Consider the following 17,061-nt stretch of genomic DNA (forward strand, 5'->3'; position numbering starts at 1 on the left):
GGGTTTTTTATTGTCCGTCTTCAGTGATTTGGCGCCTGTGAGATGTCGCGGCGAACCCCTGTCAGCCCTCACTCAATCCCCTTCATCCTCGGCATCTCGATCCGGTGCGCATGCACCCGTCGATACAAAGTGGCCCGCGATATCCCCAAGGCCCGCGCCGCTTCCGCCGGTTTCCAGCGATGCCGTATCAAGGCATCGAGCAGCAACTGCCGGGCCGGGCTCGATACCCCGGCGTCAGCCGCCGGTACGGCATCACCCCGCACCTCCAGCGGCAGACTCTCCAGGCACACTTGGCCGCCCTCACTGACCGCACAGGCATAACGCAGCACCTGCCGCAGCTGGCGCAGGTTACCCGGCCAGCGGTACAGCAACAGCGCCTGCAGCGCATCATCCGCCAGTACCACCTCGACCCCGCAGGCCGCAGCTTCCTCCGCCAGCAGCTGGTGGATCAACCCCAGCCGGTCATCGCGCTCACGCAACGGGGGCAGCTCGAAGCGGGCGTTGGCCAGGCGGAAGTAAAGGTCCTCACGGAAACGTCCCTCCTTGACCATCGCCGCCAGGTCACGGTGGGTCGCGCAAATCACCTGGATGTCCACCCGCTGCCGCCGCGCAGCGCCCAGCGGTGCCACTTCGCCTTCGGCCAGCACGCGCAACAGGCGGGTCTGCAGGTTCACTGGCATGTCGCCGATCTCATCGAGAAACAAGGTGCCACCGTCAGCCTGCTGCAACAGCCCTTGCATGCCTTTGCTGGAAGCCCCGGTGAACGCTCCGGCGACATAACCGAACAGTTCGCTCTCGATCAGGCTTTCCGGGATGGCCGCGCAGTTGAGGGTGACGAACGGGCCGTCTCGGCGCAGGCTCTGCTGGTGCAACTGGCGGGCGAACACCTCCTTGCCGGCCCCGGTCTCGCCCTGCACCAGCACCGCCAGGTTGCAGTCCTTGACCCGCGTGGCCAGCCGCAGGTGCTGCTCGATGCGGGCATCCTGGGCCTGGCGCAAGGGCTGCGCGCGCTGGCGCTGCTGTGGCGCACTGACCCGGCCATACAGCCCGCCCAGTCCAGGCAGGGGCTGGGCCGATGCACCATTGACCCGGCGCAGCTGGTCGATGTCGAACAACTCGCCAATGTGTTCGGGCAACCGCCCCAGGCGCTCCACCAGGCGCTGCCGCGCCAGGCTGTTGATGGCCTGCAGGCGGCCGTCGGTATCCCAGGCCAGCAGATAGTCGGGCTGGCTTTCCACATAGCCCGGCGTGCCATGCGCGCGCATTACCCAATGGCCCTGGGCACTGTGCATGAAGAAGGCGTTTTCGATCTCACGCGCGGTCTGCTCGACCAACTGGCGGATCAGGTGCTGGCTGCGGCGGTCGTCCGGTGACTGCAAGGCCGACACATCCACCACGCCCAGCAACTCGCCCAGCGGGTCGAACACCGGCGCCGCGGTGCAGGTGAGACCGATGAACGCAGCGCGGAAATGGTCACGCTTGTGCACCGTGACCGGCGCCTTGCTGGTGAGCACCGCAGCCACCCCGCAGGTACCCTCCTCGCCCTCGGACCAGCAAGTGCCCAGGTACAACCCGGCCTTGCGGCAGTCGTTGCGGATGGCCGACTCGACCCGATAGTCGATGGTGCGCCCCTGGGCGTCGGTGAGCAGTACGCAATAATCGGCCCCGCGCACCCGCTCATGCAGGCGCGCAACGGCATCACTGGCGATGCGCAGGAACAGCTCGGCCCGTTCGCGGCATTCGTTGAGCAGGCTCTGGGAAAGAATACGCGGCCCCTGCTGGGAACCGGGGTCGAGACGGTACAGCTCCATGGAACGGCGCCATGAATCGAGGATCAGCGGTGGCACCGGCGCCTGCGGCAGGCGATCGGCATTCTTCAGCACCCTGCTGACGCAATCCACATGCGCTCGGGAGTTCGCGGCAAGCATTCAGGCCCTCCGGTTCTCGTTGCTGTTTTTATCGTTGTCCGGCCATTAAGCGCCTCCGGGCATGCCCCGACAAGCACTGCGTGATTACCGGCCGCCCTGAGACGCAGCGTCTCAGCGTCTCGGCCGGGCCACTGCGCGGCTGGCACCCGGCGTCTCGCCGGCCTGGCCATGCACGCCGACCTTGGCGCGAGCAAACCCCTCTGCCCCGGACATTCCAGCCGACTTCGACAAAACTGGCACCGCGCTTGCTCCGGCACTGGCAAACAAGAAACGAGGTGCGCCATGCCGCTACCCGCCCCGACTGTCGGGATCATTGCCAACCCTGCCTCTGGTCGCGACCTGCGCCGCCTGACTGCCAATGCCGGGCTCTATTCGAGCACCGACAAGGCATCGGCGATCCAGCGCCTGCTCGCCGCTTTCGGTGCCACCGGTATCGGCCAGGTGCTGCTGCCCAGCGACATGACCGGCATCGCCGCTGCCGTGCTCAAGGCCAGCCAGGGCCCGGTCGCGCTCGACCAGCACTGGCCGGCCATCGAGATCCTCGACCTGCCACTGACCCAGACCGTTGCCGACACCCGCCTGGCCACCCGCCGCATGGTCGAACGCGGCGTGGCGATGATCGCCGTACTCGGCGGCGACGGCACGCACAAGGCGGTCGCCGCCGAGGCAGGCGACGTGCCGCTGCTGACCCTGTCCACCGGCACCAACAATGCTTTCCCCGAGCTGCGCGAAGCCACCAGTGCCGGCTTGGCCGGCGGTCTGCTCGCCAGCGGCCGGATACCCACCAGCATCGGCCTGCGCCGCAACAAGCGCCTGCTGGTGAAAGTGCCCGAGCAACGGCTTGCCGAATGGGCTCTGGTGGAAGTGGCGGTGTCGCCCCAGCGTTTCATCGGCGCCCGCGCGCTCAGCCGCAGCGAAGACCTGAGCGAAGTGTTCGCCTGTTTCGCCGAGCCACATGCTATCGGCCTCTCGGCGCTGTGTGGCCTGTGGAGCCCGGTTTCCCGCCAGGACCCTCACGGCGCCTGGGTCCGCCTGAACCCCGGTGCCGACCAGGCACTGCTGGCACCGTTGGCGCCGGGCCTGCTGCAGGGCTGTGGCATCACCGCCAGCGGCACCCTGACCCCCGGTGTCGCCCATCGCCTGAGCCTGGCCAGCGGCACCCTGGCCCTGGACGGCGAGCGCGAGATCGAATTCGCCGAGCACGACAGCCCCACCATCACCCTCGACCACCAAGGCCCGTTGAGCGTGGATGTCGAGGCGGTACTGGCGCACGCCGCCCGCCATCACCTGCTGGCCGTGCCCCGTGGCCACCGGCTGCACCCTGCAAACCCGTGTTGAGACAACCCCGGAGAACAACAAGATGTCCAATCAACTCAGTACCGAACAACTGCTGCATGCCTATGAAGTGATGCGCACCATCCGTGCCTTCGAAGAACGCTTGCACGTCGAGTTCGCCACCGGCGAGATCCCTGGCTTCGTGCACCTGTACGCTGGCGAAGAGGCTTCCGCCGCCGGGGTCATGGCCCACCTGCGCGACAGCGATTGCATCGCCTCGACCCACCGCGGCCACGGCCACTGCATCGCCAAGGGCGTGGACGTGTACGGCATGATGGCCGAGATCTACGGCAAGAAGACCGGCGTCTGCGGCGGCAAGGGCGGCTCGATGCACATCGCCGACCTGGAAAAAGGCATGCTCGGTGCCAACGGCATCGTCGGTGCCGGCGCACCGCTGGTGGCCGGCGCGGCGCTGGCGGCCAAGATCAAGGGCCGCGACGATGTGTCGGTGGCCTTCTTCGGTGATGGCGCCTCCAACGAAGGTGCGGTGTTCGAGGCCATGAACATGGCGTCGATCATGAACTTGCCGTGCATCTTCGTCGCCGAGAACAACGGCTACGCCGAAGCCACCGCCTCGACCTGGTCGGTAGCTTGCGACCACATCGCCGACCGCGCTGCCGGTTTCGGCATGCCCGGCGTCACCATCGACGGCTTCGATTTCTTTGCCGTTTACGAGGCTGCCGGTGCCGCCATCGAACGTGCCCGTGCCGGGCAAGGCCCATCGCTGATCGAGGTCAAGCTCAGCCGCTACTACGGCCACTTCGAGGGTGATGCGCAAACCTACCGCGCCCCCGATGAGGTGAAGAACCTGCGCGAGTCCCGCGACTGCCTGCTGCAGTTCCGCAACAAGACTACTCGCGCCGGCCTGCTCACGGCTGCCCAGCTGGATGCCATCGACGCCCGCGTCGAGGACCTGATCGAAGACGCCGTGCGCCGCGCCAAGTCCGATCCCAAGCCACAGCCCGCCGACCTGCTCAGCGACGTCTACGTCGCCTACCCCTGAGCTGCGGATTACAAGAACAACAGGAGAACCACCATGGCAAGAAAGATCAGCTACCAGCAGGCAATCAACGAAGCCCTGGCTCAGGAAATGCGTCGTGACGACACCGTGTTCATCATTGGCGAAGACGTGGCCGGCGGTGCCGGCGCACCGGGCGAGGACGACGCCTGGGGTGGCGTGCTGGGCGTGACCAAGGGCCTGTATCACCAGTTCCCGGGACGCGTGCTCGACGCCCCGCTGTCGGAAATCGGCTACGTCGGTGCCGCCGTCGGCGCGGCCACCCAGGGCCTGCGCCCGGTGTGCGAACTGATGTTCGTCGACTTCGCCGGCTGCTGCCTGGACCAGATCCTCAACCAGGCTGCCAAGTTCCGCTACATGTTCGGCGGCAAGGCAGTCACCCCATTGGTGATGCGCACCATGTACGGTGCCGGCCTGCGCGCGGCGGCCCAGCACTCGCAGATGCTCACCTCGCTGTGGACCCATATCCCTGGCCTGAAGGTGGTGTGCCCGTCCTCGCCATACGATGCCAAGGGCCTGCTGATCCAGGCAATCCGCGACAACGACCCGGTGATCTTCTGCGAGCACAAGCTGCTCTACGGCATGCAGGGCGAGGTGCCGGAAGAGGTGTATACCGTGCCGTTCGGTGAGGCCAACTTCCTGCGCGATGGCGACGACGTGACCCTGGTCACCTATGGCCGCATGGTGCACGTGGCGCTGGAAGCCGCCAACAACCTGGCCCGCCAGGGCATCGACTGCGAGGTGCTGGACCTGCGCACCACCAGCCCGATGGACGAAGACAGCATTCTGGAAAGCGTGGAAAAGACTGGCCGCCTGGTGGTGATCGACGAAGCCAACCCCCGCTGCTCCATGGCCACCGACATCAGCGCCCTGGTCGCGCAGAAGGCCTTCGCCGCCCTCAAGGGGCCGATCGAAATGGTCACCGCGCCGCACACTCCCGTGCCGTTCTCCGACGCTTTGGAAGACCTGTATATCCCTGATGCGGCGAAGATCGAGGCTGCCGTGCGCAAAGTGATCGAAGCTGCAAGGAGTGCCGCATGAGCCAGATCCATACCCTGACCATGCCCAAGTGGGGCCTGTCGATGACCGAAGGCCGGGTAGACGCCTGGCTCAAGCAGGAAGGCGACGTGATCAACAAGGGTGACGAGGTGCTGGACGTCGAGACCGACAAGATCAGCAGCAGCGTCGAAGCCCCGTTCAGCGGCGTGCTGCGTCGCCAGGTGGCCAGGCCCGATGAAACCCTGCCGGTCGGCGCACTGCTGGCGGTGGTGGTGGAAGGCGAAGCCGAGGAAGCCGAGATCGATGCGGTGGTGCAACGCTTCCAGGCCGAGTTCGTCGCCGACGGTGGCGCCGAGCAGGCGCAGGGGCCGGCACCGCAGAAGGCTGAAGTGGCTGGCCGGCAACTGCGCTGGTTCGAGCTGGGTGAAGGCGGCACGCCGCTGGTGCTGGTGCACGGCTTTGGCGGCGACCTCAACAACTGGCTGTTCAACCACCCGGCGCTGGCGGCCGAGCGCCGGGTGATCGCCCTCGACCTGCCAGGGCATGGCGAGTCGGCCAAGGCGCTGCAACGCGGCGACCTGGATGAGCTGAGCGAAACCGTGCTGGCCCTGCTCGACCACCTGGACATCGCCAAGGCGCACCTGGCCGGCCACTCCATGGGTGGCGCGGTCAGCCTGAACGTGGCGCGCCTGGCACCGCAGCGGGTCGCCAGCCTGAGCCTGGTGGCCAGTGCCGGCCTGGGCGAAGCGATCAACGGCCAGTACCTGCAAGGCTTCGTCGCGGCAGCCAACCGCAATGCCCTCAAGCCGCAGATGGTGCAGCTGTTTGCCGACCCGGCGCTAGTCACCCGCCAGATGCTCGAAGACATGCTCAAGTTCAAGCGCCTGGAAGGGGTGGACCAGGCCCTGCAGCAGCTGGCAGCGGCACTCGCTGACGGTGACCGGCAGCGCCACGACCTGCGCGGGGTGCTGGGGCAACACCCGGCACTGGTGGTGTGGGGCGGCAAGGACGCAATCATCCCGGCCAGCCATGCCGAAGGGCTGGAAGCCGAAGTGCTGGTGCTGCCGGAGGCCGGCCACATGGTGCAGATGGAGGCGGCCGAACAGGTCAACCAGCAACTGCTCGCCTTCCTGCGCAAGCACTGAGCCCATTCCGTGAGCCTGGAGACAAACACAATGAACGACCTGAGCCACACCCACATGCGCGCGGCCGTCTGGCATGGCCGCAACGACATCCGCGTCGAACAGGTACCCCTGCCAGCCGACCCCGCACCCGGTTGGGTGCAGATCAAGGTGGACTGGTGCGGCATCTGCGGCTCCGACCTGCATGAGTACGTCGCCGGCCCGGTGTTCATCCCGGTCGAGGCACCGCACCCACTGACCGGCATCCAGGGCCAGTGCATCCTCGGCCACGAGTTCTGCGGCCAGATCGCCAAGCTGGGCGAAGGCGTGCAAGGCTTTGCCGTCGGTGACCCGGTGGCGGCGGATGCCTGCCAGCATTGCGGTACCTGCTATTACTGCACCCATGGCCTGTATAACATCTGCGAACGCCTGGCCTTCACCGGCTTGATGAACAACGGCGCCTTTGCCGAGCTGGTCAACGTGCCGGCCAACTTGCTGTACCGGCTGCCGCAGGGTTTCCCGGCCGAAGCCGGGGCGCTGATCGAGCCGCTGGCGGTGGGCATGCATGCGGTGAAAAAGGCCGGCAGCCTGCTGGGCCAGACGGTGGTGGTGGTCGGCGCCGGCACCATCGGCCTGTGCACCATCATGTGCGCCAGGGCGGCCGGTGCAGCGCAGGTGATCGCCCTGGAAATGTCTTCGGCGCGCAAGGCCAAGGCCAAGGAAGTCGGCGCCAGCGTGGTGCTCGACCCCAGCCAGTGCGACGCCCTGGCAGAGATCCGCGCGCTCACCGCCGGGCTGGGTGCGGATGTGAGCTTCGAGTGCATCGGCAACAAGCACACCGCCAAACTGGCCATCGACACCATCCGCAAGGCCGGCAAATGCGTGATGGTGGGCATCTTCGAAGAGCCCAGCGAGTTCAACTTCTTCGAGCTGGTGTCCACCGAGAAGCAGGTGCTGGGGGCGCTGGCCTACAACGGCGAATTCGCTGATGTGATTGCCTTCATCGCCGATGGCAGGCTGGACATCCGCCCGCTGGTAACCGGGCGGATCGGGCTGGAGCAAATCGTCGAGCTGGGCTTCGAGGAGCTGGTGAACAACAAGGAGAAGAACGTGAAAATCATCGTTTCGCCAGGCCTGCGCTGAGCCGCAGTGGCAGCTCACAAACCTGTGGTAGCGGTTTTTGTCGCTACCACAGGAACCGCTCAGGGCTTTAAAGATGTAAGACATTTCCGAACCTGAAACTAAATGCTTCAGCCTGGACCATCTCGCGAATCATCCTACGAGGCTGTCGGAAGTCGCTCCATTGTCGGGGAAACATCTCAGGGATACCGTCTCGGGGTCGCCATGTTTGGTGAGCGGGTGTGAGAAACCCGAAAACACGACTTACGGCAGTACGTTATGGCAGCCGTACGCAGGCAGGCTTCGGTCTGGCCGAGTGCTCGTGTCTCGGATTCTCACCCTCGTACGGCTGCCGCCTTTATCCCGTGAGAAAGGATGAGGTGGTTGCTTACAGCAAACCACACGAGGCCTGATCATGAAAAAAATCGTCCCCGATCCACCCAGAATCCTGACTTCCCGCCCCTTCTACACCATAAACCACGACATGCCCTCGCTCGACGCTGTGATCCATGCTCTGCAATTGATGACCGGCATCGAAGACACCCTGGACGAGTACATCTGCGCCAATGCCGGTGAGCCTGGCATCAACATGCTGGTCAATGCGGCCCATCACGTGCAGATGACCAAGGCACTGGCCGAGATGCTGTTGCACCGACAGACCGGCGATAGCACCTGGCATTGAGCCGGGTCGACCGGCGATGGGGCCATGGCAGGCAACACAATAGCGTTGGCCCCACGGAGGAATGCCCCGGCTCATGCGCTCGCTGTTTCAGGATCCCATTCTGCGGCATACTCGGCAGACCTATTGCCCGGTCTTCGCCATGCGTCTACTGCTCCCCCTCTCCCTGGTCCTGCTTCTCGCCGCCTGTGGCGATGGCGAATCGCTGCTGCCGCCCGACGCACGCTTGCCTGACGGCGGACGCTACCGGGGGCAGGTAGTCGATGGGCTGCTGCAAGGCGAGGGCCGTATCGACTACCCCAACGGCAGCTGGTACGCCGGCGGCTTCAAGGACGGCCAATGGCACGGCCAGGGCGAATGGCACGGCCAGAATGGCGAGGTGTACCGTGGCCAGTTCGCCGCCGGGCTGTTCCAGGGGCTGGGCGAACTGACTACTCCGGGCAGCCACTATTCCGGCACCTTCCGCCATGGTCGGCGCGACGGCGAAGGCACTCTCAAGCAGGCCGACCAGTCCTACCGCGGCCAGTTCAAGGATGACCTGTACGAAGGCGCCGGCGAACTGGAACTGGCCGACGGCAGCCGCTACCAGGGCCTGTTCGCCAAAGGCAAGCCCAATGGCGCCGGCGTGCGCAGCGATGCCAGTGGCAACCAGTTCAGCGGCCGCTTCGTCAACGGCCTGCTGCAAGGCGCCGGCACCTACGACAGCGTCGACGGCGAGCAGTACATCGGCGAATTCAAGGACAACCGCCTGGAGGGCCGTGGCCGCTACGAAAATGCCGATGGCGATGTGTGGATCGGCCAGTTCAAGGATGGCGCACTGGTCGGCGAAGGCGAACTGCTGGGCAGCGATGGCAGCCACTACAAGGGCACTTTCAGCGAGTGGCGCCTGTCAGGCCAGGGCAGCCTGCAGCTGGCCGATGGCAGCAAGTACATCGGCGGCTTCCTCGACGATGCCTACCATGGGCAGGGTCGGCTGATCCTGCCCAGCGGCAAGGTGCTGAGCGGCACCTGGGCCAACGGTGTGCGGGTGCGTGACCAGAACGGCAAGCTGCTGCCCGACCCGCTGGACCTGGCCTTGCTCAACCAGGGTCGGCTGCTGGAGCAGGCGCTGGCCCAGGTGCCACACTCGGCGCCGCCTGTCCAGCTGTACAGCCTGGTGGTAGCCGGCGATGGCCAGCAGAGCGTGTTCCTGCGCGAGGCCGACTACGTCAGCAACATGCTCAAGGTACGTTTTGGGGCTTCGGGCCAGGTCACCCTGGTCAATCACCGCGACCAGATGGCCAGCCGCCCCATGGCCACCCGTGAGAACCTCACCCGTGCCGCCCGCACCCTGGCCGAGCGCAGCGGCCCCGAGGACCTGGTGTTCATCTACCTCACCAGCCACGGCAGCCAGGACCACCAGCTGGTGCTCGACCAGCCACGCCTGCAACTGGCCGACCTGTCCGCCGACGAGCTGGCCAGCGCCCTGGCACCGCTGAAGAACCGCGACAAAGTGATTGTCATATCCGCCTGCTATTCAGGGGGCTACATCGCCCCGCTCAAGGATGAGCGCACGCTCATCATGACGGCCGCGCGGGCCGATCGGGTGTCCTTCGGCTGCTCGGAAGAAGCGGATTTCACCTATTTTGGCGACGCCTTGTTCGCCGAGGCGCTGAACCAGACCGACGATCTGAAACAGGCGTTTGAACTGGCCCGCAGCAGTGTTGCCGAAAGAGAACAAAGGGAAGGTTTCGAGGCCTCCGAACCGCAGCTGTGGGCACCGCCGGCGGTACTCGCGCGCTGGCAGCAGCTGCGTCGGCAACAGGCCGAAGAAGCATTGCGTAACGCCGCACAGGCCGACGTGGGGGGACAGGCAAAAACGCCTGCCAACCACTAAGCTTGTGTGTAACAAGGGAGAGACATCATGTATTTGACGCCTCAACATGTCCTGCTTGCCGGTGCCACGGGTCTGACAGGTGAGCACCTGCTCGACCGTCTGCTCAACGAGCCCACCATCACCCGCGTCCTGGCGCCAACCCGCCGGCCACTGGCCGGGCACCCGCACCTGGAAAACCCGGTAGGCGACCCGGCAATGTTTCTTCCGCAGCTGGCCGGGCGCGTTGATATCGCGTTTTGCTGCCTGGGCACCACGCTGAAGCAGGCCGGCTCCGAATCGGCATTCCGTGCGGTGGACCTGGACATGGTGGTGGCCTTCAGCAAGCGTGCCCGGGAGATGGGCGCGCGGCACCTGCTGGTAGTCAGTGCGCTGGGGGCCGACCCGAAATCGTCGATTTTCTACAACCGGGTCAAAGGCGAGATGGAAGAGGCGCTCAAGGCCCAGGACTGGCCGCAGTTGACCATCGTGCGGCCGTCATTGCTGTTGGGCGAGCGCATAGAGCCGCGGCTGGGCGAGCAGCTGATTTCGCCGTTCTCCAGGCTGATACCTGGGAAGTATCGAGGCATCGAGGCCTGTACATTGGCCCGGGCGTTGTGGCGCCTGGCGCTGGAGGAAGAAGACGGGGTGCGGATTGTGGAGTCGGATGAATTGCGCAGGTTGGGCAGGAAATAGGCTTCCTGTCAGGGCCTCTTCGCGGGTAAACCCGCTCCCACAGGCACTTCACAGACCAGAGAACGGGTTCACCCGCGAAAGGGCCATCACAGGCCGCCGGTAGCCTGGAAGCCTATACCGGCTGCCGTGAGCAGAGACAACGGCAACAACAAGGTATCGAGCAACAGGCTTCCCGGCAGGTCCAGCCGCGGATACGCCGGCGCATCAGCCCCGTAATGATCGCGCGGGCAACAGCCGCCATTCATGACATACAAATCCAACCGGGTACCGGCATATACCACCGGCGCCCCAGGCTTGTTGGCATCCAGCGTCCGCACCGTGGCGCAACCACTCAGCAGCCCCAGCGCCAGCACGCCGCACAATGTGCGCCTCAATCATCCACCCCGTAGTGGTGCTCGCCCCAACGCGGCAACATGTCCTGGGGAATGTTCAGCAGGTTGAGGATGCGTGCCACGACAAAGTCGACCAGGTCGTCGATGGTCTGCGGCTGGTGATAGAAGCCCGGCGCTGCCGGCAGGATGATTGCGCCCATCTGCGACAGCTTGAGCATATTCTCCAGGTGGATGGTGGAAAACGGCGCTTCGCGCGGCACCAGGATCAGCTGGCGACGCTCTTTGAGGGTAACGTCGGCGGCACGCTCGATCAGGTTGTTGCAGGCGCCGGTGGCAATCGCCGACAGGGTGCCGGTGGAACAGGGCACCACCACCATCGCCGCCGGCGCGCCCGAGCCCGAGGCTACCGGCGACATCCAGTCTTCCTTGCCATACACCCGGATCTGCCCGTCGGCGGCACCTGTGTATTCGGTAAGGAACGCCTGCATTGCCTGAGGTTTGGCCGGCAGCACCACGTCGGTCTCGGTGGCCGTCACCAGTTGCGCGGCCTTGGAGATCAGAAAGTGCACCTCGCGATCTTCGCGCACCAGGCAATCGAGCAGGCGCAGGCCATACTGGACGCCCGATGCCCCGGTCATCGCCAGTGTGACGCGTTCCGGCCCGTTCACTGCAATGCCTCGGCCAGCTTGCCGTGCAGGCCACCGAAACCGCCGTTGCTCATGATCACCACATGGGTGCCCGGACGCGCCTGGCCCTTGACCCGCTCGATGATTGCATCGAGGCTGTCGGCCACCACGCTCGGCACCTTGCACTGCGCGGCCGTGGCGGCCAGGTCCCAGCCGAGGTTGGCCGGGGCGTACCAGATCACCTGGTCGGCGTCGCTGACGCTTTCCGGCAAGCCATCACGGTGGGCGCCGAGCTTCATGGAATTGGAGCGCGGCTCGATCACGGCGATGACCGGAGCCTCGCCGACGCGCTTGCGCAGGCCGTCGAGGGTGGTGGCAATGGCGGTCGGGTGGTGGGCGAAGTCATCGTAGATGGTCACGCCTTGCACCTCGGCGACCTTCTCCATGCGCCGCTTGACGCTCTTGAAGGCGCTCAGGCCTTCAATGCCCATGGTCGGCACCACGCCGACGTGGCGGGCCGCTGCCAGGGTTGCCAGGGCATTGGCGACGTTGTGCTGGCCGGTCAGCGCCCAGTCCACAACACCTTGCACTTCGCCTTCGAACAGCACTTCGAAACGCGAACCGTCCGGGCTCAGCAGGCGGGCCTGCCATTGGCCACCTTCGCCGGTGGTTTGCACCGGGGTCCAGCAACCCATGCCGATCACGCGTTCCAGCGCCTGCTCGGTGGTTGGGTGAATCACCAGACCTTCACTGGGGATGGTGCGTACCAAGTGATGGAACTGCCGCTCGATCGAAGCCAGGTCGGGGAAGATGTCCGCGTGGTCGAATTCGAGGTTGTTGAGAATCGCGGTGCGCGGGTGGTAGTGGACGAATTTCGAGCGCTTGTCGAAAAAGGCGCTGTCGTATTCATCGGCTTCAACCACAAAGAACGGGGTATGGCCCAGGCGCGCCGACACCGAGAAGTTCTGCGGTACACCGCCGATCAGGAAGCCCGGGCTCATGCCGGCGTGCTCCAGCACCCAGGCCAGCATGCTGCTGGTGGTGGTCTTGCCATGGGTACCGGCAACAGCCAGCACCCAGCGGCCTTGCAGCACGTGGTCGGCCAGCCACTGCGGGCCGGAAACATACGGCAGGCCCTTGTTCAGCACGTACTCCACCGCCGGGTTGCCGCGCGACATGGCATTGCCGATGACCACCAGGTCCGGTGCCGGCTCCAGTTGGGCCGGGTCATAGCCTTGGGTGAGCTCGATGCCCTGGGCTTCGAGCTGGGTGCTCATCGGCGGATAGACGTTGGCGTCAGAGCCGGTGACACGGTGGCCAAGTTCCTTGGCCAGCACCGCCAGCGAGCCCATGAAAGTGCCGCAAATACCGAGAATGTGAATATGCATGGTCAACCTCGCAAAACATCGAGGCAGGGTAGCCCAGGGCGCGACAAATCGCACCAGATGTTTCGCTCAGTCGGCCCTGGTGATGCCGTGTTTGCGCAGTTTTCGATACAAGGTATTGCGGCTGATGCCCAATTGCTCGGCGACCCGGGTGAGGTGCCAGTGTTTTGCCTCCAGGGTGGTCAGCAAGGCACTGCGTTCAGCATCCTGTAGCAGCCTTGCGTCGCGATCGCGCGGCGCAGCAGCCCTGGCGGCTTGAGCTGCCGGATTCGCATCCTGGGGCCGCTCTACGGCACTGTCGCGACACAAGGTTGCTGCTGCAAGGGCCGGTGTGCTGCGGACCATGGCGGGGAGATCCGAGAAGGTAATCCGGCCATCTTCGCAAAGTGCCACCAGCGTGCGCAGCACGTTGCGCATCTGCCGCACGTTCCCCGGCCAGGTGAAGTCGAGCAGCGCCTGCCGCGCCCTGGGCTCGATGTCGATCAGTTGCCCCTGCGCTTCCTGGCGTAACAGAAAGTCCAGCAACTGCGCCTTGTCACTGCGCTCGCGCACCGCCGGCAACGTCACTTCCAGGCCATTCAGGCGGTAATACAGGTCGTCGCGGAAACTGCCCTGCGCCACCCGCTCCAGCAGGTCGCGGTGGGTAGCACTGACAATACGCACGTCGACCGCCTGCGGCTCGCCACCGATCGGCACCACCTGGCGCTCTTCAAGAACCCGCAGCAGCCGGGTCTGCAGGGCCAGCGGCATGTCGCCGATCTCGTCCAGCAGCAACGTGCCACCGTCGGCCTGCAGCAGCTTGCCCCGCATGCCTTCCTTGCGCGCCCCGGTAAAACTGCCGCCGCGATAACCGAACAGCTCGCTTTCGATCAGGCTCTCCGGGATCGACGCACAGTTGATGGCGACGAACGGCTTGCCGCGCCGCTCGCTGGCCTGGTGCACGGCCTGGGCGAACGCCTCCTTGCCGCAACCGGTCTCGCCACGCAGCAACAACGGCACGTCGCGCTCGAACACCCGCACGCTGCGCCGGAAGTCGTTCTGCAAGGCTGGGTCGAGCAGACAGATAAGCGGCTCGACCTCCCGCGCCGGCCGCGGCTGCGCGGCGGGCACCGACCATACCGGCGCACGGGCCTGGCCACGCAGGCTGGCGAACACCTGGCGTCCGTCCAGGGTATGCAGTGGCCAGGTCATGCTACCGGTGGGCGTGGCACGGCTGAACAGCTCGTCATGACTGCAGGCGAAGAAGCACTCCAGCGGTTTGCCCAGCACGCCACCCCGCACCGTGCCCAACAGGTTCAGTGCGCTCTGGTTGGCCGCGCAGATGTGCCCGTCACCGTCGAAGGCCAGCAGGCCTTCGCTGAACAGGCCAATCGACTCGGCCTGTAGATGAAAACGCAGCAACCACTGCTGTTCGAAATGACGCAGGAAATAACAGCTTTCGATCATCTTCGCCGACAGGTTGACCAGAGCCATGGTGTGGAACTGGCTCTGCCGCGAAACATCAGGCCGTGCCGAAGACACGTCCAGCACCGCCAGCAACTCACCATGCGGGTCGAACACCGGGCTGGCCGAGCAGGTCAGGCCGGTGTGGCGGCTGCGGAAGTGCTCGTTCTGATGAATGGTCAGCGCCTGGCGCTCGACCAGGCACGTACCGATGCCGTTGGTACCTTCGCGTGCTTCGCTCCAGTCGGCGCCCAGCCACAGTCCGGCGCGCTCGAAGCTGCGCCGCTCGCTCGGGGCGCTGACACAGTTGAGGATGACCCCGCGCGCATCGGTCAGCAGCACCGCATGGCCGGCCCCGGATAGCTGCTGGTGCAGGCTGTTCATCTCATGGTCGGCAATCTGCAGCACCTGGCGCAGGCGCTCGCGGCTTTCCAGCAGGCGCCCGTGCTCGAGCACCAGCGGCGCCTCGATCACCGCCGGGTCGAGGTGGTAGTCCTCCAGGCAGCGCAGCCATGAGCGGGCGATGGAAGGGTCACTGCCACCCTCCCCGGCCCGGCCATGGGCGACGGTATGGACTTGCTGGGCATGACGGCTGAAATGGTTGCTCTGCATTATTGTCGTTCTCCGCAGATAGAGCGTACCGCCAGCATCCTCCACCCTGGCAGCCTTTGCAACGCGCGCTCCGGTTACGTATCGCAAGTGACACAAAGCGTCACCCCCTGCCTGTACCGGCACTGGCACAACGCCCATTGACCAGGCCCTGGGAAGCAGGCCAAGCCATTGATTTGCCTATTCCTACAGACGCTGGCCCAACCTTTGCTCTACGCTTTTCAACTCCCTAAACAATAAATAACCAAGGAGACACACCATGCGTTATGCACATCCCGGTACCGAAGGGGCGAAGGTTTCTTTCAAGAGCCGCTACGGTAACTACATCGGTGGTGAGTTCGTTCCTCCGGTAAAGGGTGAGTACTTCACCAACACGTCGCCGGTTAACGGCCAGCCGATCGCCGAATTCCCCCGTTCCACTGCCGAAGACATCGAAAAAGCCCTGGATGCCGCCCATGCGGCTGCAGATGCCTGGGGCCGCACCTCGGTACAAGATCGATCCAACGTCCTGCTGAAGATCGCCGACCGTATCGAACAGAACCTCGAACTGCTGGCCATCACCGAAACCTGGGACAACGGCAAGCCGGTGCGTGAAACCCTGAATGCCGACATCCCGCTGGCGGTCGACCACTTCCGCTACTTCGCTGGCTGCATCCGTGCCCAGGAAGGCGGTGCCGCCGAAATCAACGAAGGCACCGTGGCCTACCACATCCACGAGCCATTGGGCGTGGTCGGGCAGATCATCCCGTGGAACTTCCCGATCCTGATGGCCGCCTGGAAGCTCGCCCCGGCCCTGGCCGCTGGCAACTGCGTGGTGCTCAAGCCAGCCGAGCAGACCCCACTGGGCATCACCGTGCTGCTGGAACTGATCGGTGACTTGTTGCCAAAAGGCGTGCTCAACGTGGTGCAAGGTTATGGCCGCGAAGCCGGCGAGGCGCTGGCCACCAGCAAGCGTATCGCCAAGATCGCCTTCACCGGCTCGACCCCGGTGGGTTCGCACATCATGAAATGTGCCGCCGAGAACATCATTCCATCCACCGTGGAGCTGGGCGGCAAGTCGCCGAACATCTACTTCGAAGACATCATGCAGGCCGAGCCGAGCTTCATCGAGAAGGCCGCCGAAGGCATGGTGCTGGCGTTCTTCAACCAGGGTGAAGTGTGCACCTGCCCGTCACGCGCCCTGGTCCAGGAGTCGATCTACCCGCAGTTCATGGAAGCGGTGATGAAGAAGGTGCAGCAGATCAAGCGTGGCGACCCGCTGGACACCGACACCATGGTTGGAGCCCAGGCTTCGCAGCAGCAGTTCGAGAAGATCCTGTCGTACCTCGACATAGCCCAGGAGGAAGGTGCCGAGCTGCTGACTGGCGGCAAGGTGGAAAAACTCGAAGGCTCGCTGGCCACCGGTTACTACATCCAGCCGACCCTGCTCAAGGGCAACAACCGCATGCGCGTGTTCCAGGAGGAAATCTTCGGGCCGGTGGTCAGCGTTACCACTTTCAAGGACGAAGCCGAAGCGCTGGCGATCGCCAACGATACCGAGTTCGGCCTGGGCGCTGGCGTGTGGACCCGCGACATCAACCGTGCCTATCGCGTGGGCCGTGGGATCAAGGCCGGCCGTGTGTGGACCAACTGCTACCACCTGTACCCGGCGCATGCGGCGTTTGGTGGCTACAAGAAATCCGGTGTAGGCCGTGAAACCCACAAGATGATGCTCGACCACTACCAGCAGACCAAGAACCTGCTGGTGAGCTACGACATCAATCCGTTGGGCTTCTTCTAAACCGGCGCATTTGGGGGCTGCTGCGCAGTCCATCGCGACACGAGGCCGCGCCTGCGGGTACCGCCCCCCTTGGCGGAACAGCCTTGCATCGCGATGGGCCGCAAAGCGGCCCCCATAGCCTCTGGCTCGCTTCCTGCAA

Annotated in this window: 14 protein-coding genes; 9 read left to right on the forward strand and 5 right to left on the reverse strand. The window is 65.0% G+C overall.

The window, feature by feature from the left end; translation table 11 throughout:
- Positions 1 to 68: 68 nt before the first annotated feature.
- Complete coding sequence (locus ACVWZT_RS06000) at positions 69 to 1,928, reverse strand: sigma-54-dependent Fis family transcriptional regulator (protein ID WP_457468584.1); 1,860 nt, start codon at positions 1,926 to 1,928, stop codon at positions 69 to 71.
- Positions 1,929 to 2,210: 282 nt separating this feature from the next.
- Between ACVWZT_RS06000 and ACVWZT_RS06005 the strand changes: the two genes are divergently transcribed.
- From ACVWZT_RS06005 to ACVWZT_RS06040, 8 genes are all read left to right on the forward strand, one after another.
- Positions 2,211 to 3,266, forward strand: coding sequence for an ATP-NAD kinase family protein (locus ACVWZT_RS06005; protein ID WP_296235519.1), 1,056 nt, complete (start codon positions 2,211 to 2,213; stop codon positions 3,264 to 3,266).
- 22 nt (positions 3,267 to 3,288) lie between these two features.
- Positions 3,289 to 4,266: a thiamine pyrophosphate-dependent dehydrogenase E1 component subunit alpha gene (locus ACVWZT_RS06010; protein ID WP_296235518.1), complete on the forward strand. Its 978-nt coding sequence runs from the start codon at positions 3,289 to 3,291 to the stop codon at positions 4,264 to 4,266.
- A gap of 33 nt (positions 4,267 to 4,299) precedes the next feature.
- Positions 4,300 to 5,322 (forward strand): alpha-ketoacid dehydrogenase subunit beta, encoded by a 1,023-nt coding sequence (locus ACVWZT_RS06015; protein WP_296235517.1) that lies wholly within the window; start codon positions 4,300 to 4,302, stop codon positions 5,320 to 5,322.
- Positions 5,319 to 6,425, forward strand: a complete 1,107-nt coding sequence (locus tag ACVWZT_RS06020; RefSeq protein WP_457468587.1) for an acetoin dehydrogenase dihydrolipoyllysine-residue acetyltransferase subunit — start codon at positions 5,319 to 5,321, stop codon at positions 6,423 to 6,425. Before ACVWZT_RS06015 ends, ACVWZT_RS06020 begins: the two co-directional genes overlap by 4 nt.
- A gap of 54 nt (positions 6,426 to 6,479) precedes the next feature.
- Positions 6,480 to 7,544 (forward strand): 2,3-butanediol dehydrogenase, encoded by a 1,065-nt coding sequence (locus ACVWZT_RS06025; protein ID WP_457472031.1) that lies wholly within the window; start codon positions 6,480 to 6,482, stop codon positions 7,542 to 7,544.
- A gap of 391 nt (positions 7,545 to 7,935) precedes the next feature.
- Positions 7,936 to 8,202: a hypothetical protein gene (locus ACVWZT_RS06030; protein WP_457468588.1), complete on the forward strand. Its 267-nt coding sequence runs from the start codon at positions 7,936 to 7,938 to the stop codon at positions 8,200 to 8,202.
- Between the two features lie 139 nt (positions 8,203 to 8,341).
- Positions 8,342 to 10,075 carry a C13 family peptidase gene (locus ACVWZT_RS06035; RefSeq protein ID WP_457468590.1) on the forward strand — a complete coding sequence of 578 codons (1,734 nt, stop codon included), beginning with the start codon at positions 8,342 to 8,344 and terminating at the stop codon, positions 10,073 to 10,075.
- Positions 10,076 to 10,102: 27 nt separating this feature from the next.
- A complete protein-coding gene (locus tag ACVWZT_RS06040; RefSeq protein WP_457468592.1) occupies positions 10,103 to 10,747 on the forward strand; it encodes an oxidoreductase in 645 nt (214 codons plus the stop codon).
- Between the two features lie 86 nt (positions 10,748 to 10,833).
- On the opposite strand, the gene ACVWZT_RS06045 is transcribed toward ACVWZT_RS06040, so the two are convergent.
- The 4 genes from ACVWZT_RS06045 to ACVWZT_RS06060 all read right to left on the reverse strand — a co-directional run bounded on the left by ACVWZT_RS06045 (position 10,834) and on the right by ACVWZT_RS06060 (position 15,145).
- A complete protein-coding gene (locus ACVWZT_RS06045) occupies positions 10,834 to 11,121 on the reverse strand; it encodes a YceK/YidQ family lipoprotein (protein ID WP_296235512.1) in 288 nt (95 codons plus the stop codon).
- Positions 11,118 to 11,747 carry a flavin prenyltransferase UbiX gene (ubiX, locus tag ACVWZT_RS06050; RefSeq protein WP_296235511.1) on the reverse strand — a complete coding sequence of 210 codons (630 nt, stop codon included), beginning with the start codon at positions 11,745 to 11,747 and terminating at the stop codon, positions 11,118 to 11,120. Before ubiX ends, ACVWZT_RS06045 begins: the two co-directional genes overlap by 4 nt.
- Complete coding sequence (mpl, locus tag ACVWZT_RS06055; RefSeq protein WP_457468594.1) at positions 11,744 to 13,093, reverse strand: UDP-N-acetylmuramate:L-alanyl-gamma-D-glutamyl-meso-diaminopimelate ligase; 1,350 nt, start codon at positions 13,091 to 13,093, stop codon at positions 11,744 to 11,746. Before mpl ends, ubiX begins: the two co-directional genes overlap by 4 nt.
- 66 nt (positions 13,094 to 13,159) lie before the next feature.
- A complete protein-coding gene (locus ACVWZT_RS06060; RefSeq protein ID WP_457468595.1) occupies positions 13,160 to 15,145 on the reverse strand; it encodes a sigma-54-dependent Fis family transcriptional regulator in 1,986 nt (661 codons plus the stop codon).
- Positions 15,146 to 15,401: 256 nt separating this feature from the next.
- Here ACVWZT_RS06060 and exaC point away from each other — a divergent pair, with 256 nt between their 5' ends.
- The gene (gene exaC, locus ACVWZT_RS06065) at positions 15,402 to 16,922 is read left to right on the forward strand and encodes an acetaldehyde dehydrogenase ExaC (RefSeq protein ID WP_200626194.1); all 1,521 of its coding nucleotides are present in this window, start codon (positions 15,402 to 15,404) and stop codon (positions 16,920 to 16,922) included.
- The last annotated feature ends 139 nt before the right edge of the window (positions 16,923 to 17,061 follow it).

It is taken from the genome of Pseudomonas sp. TE21394, assembly GCF_054057835.1.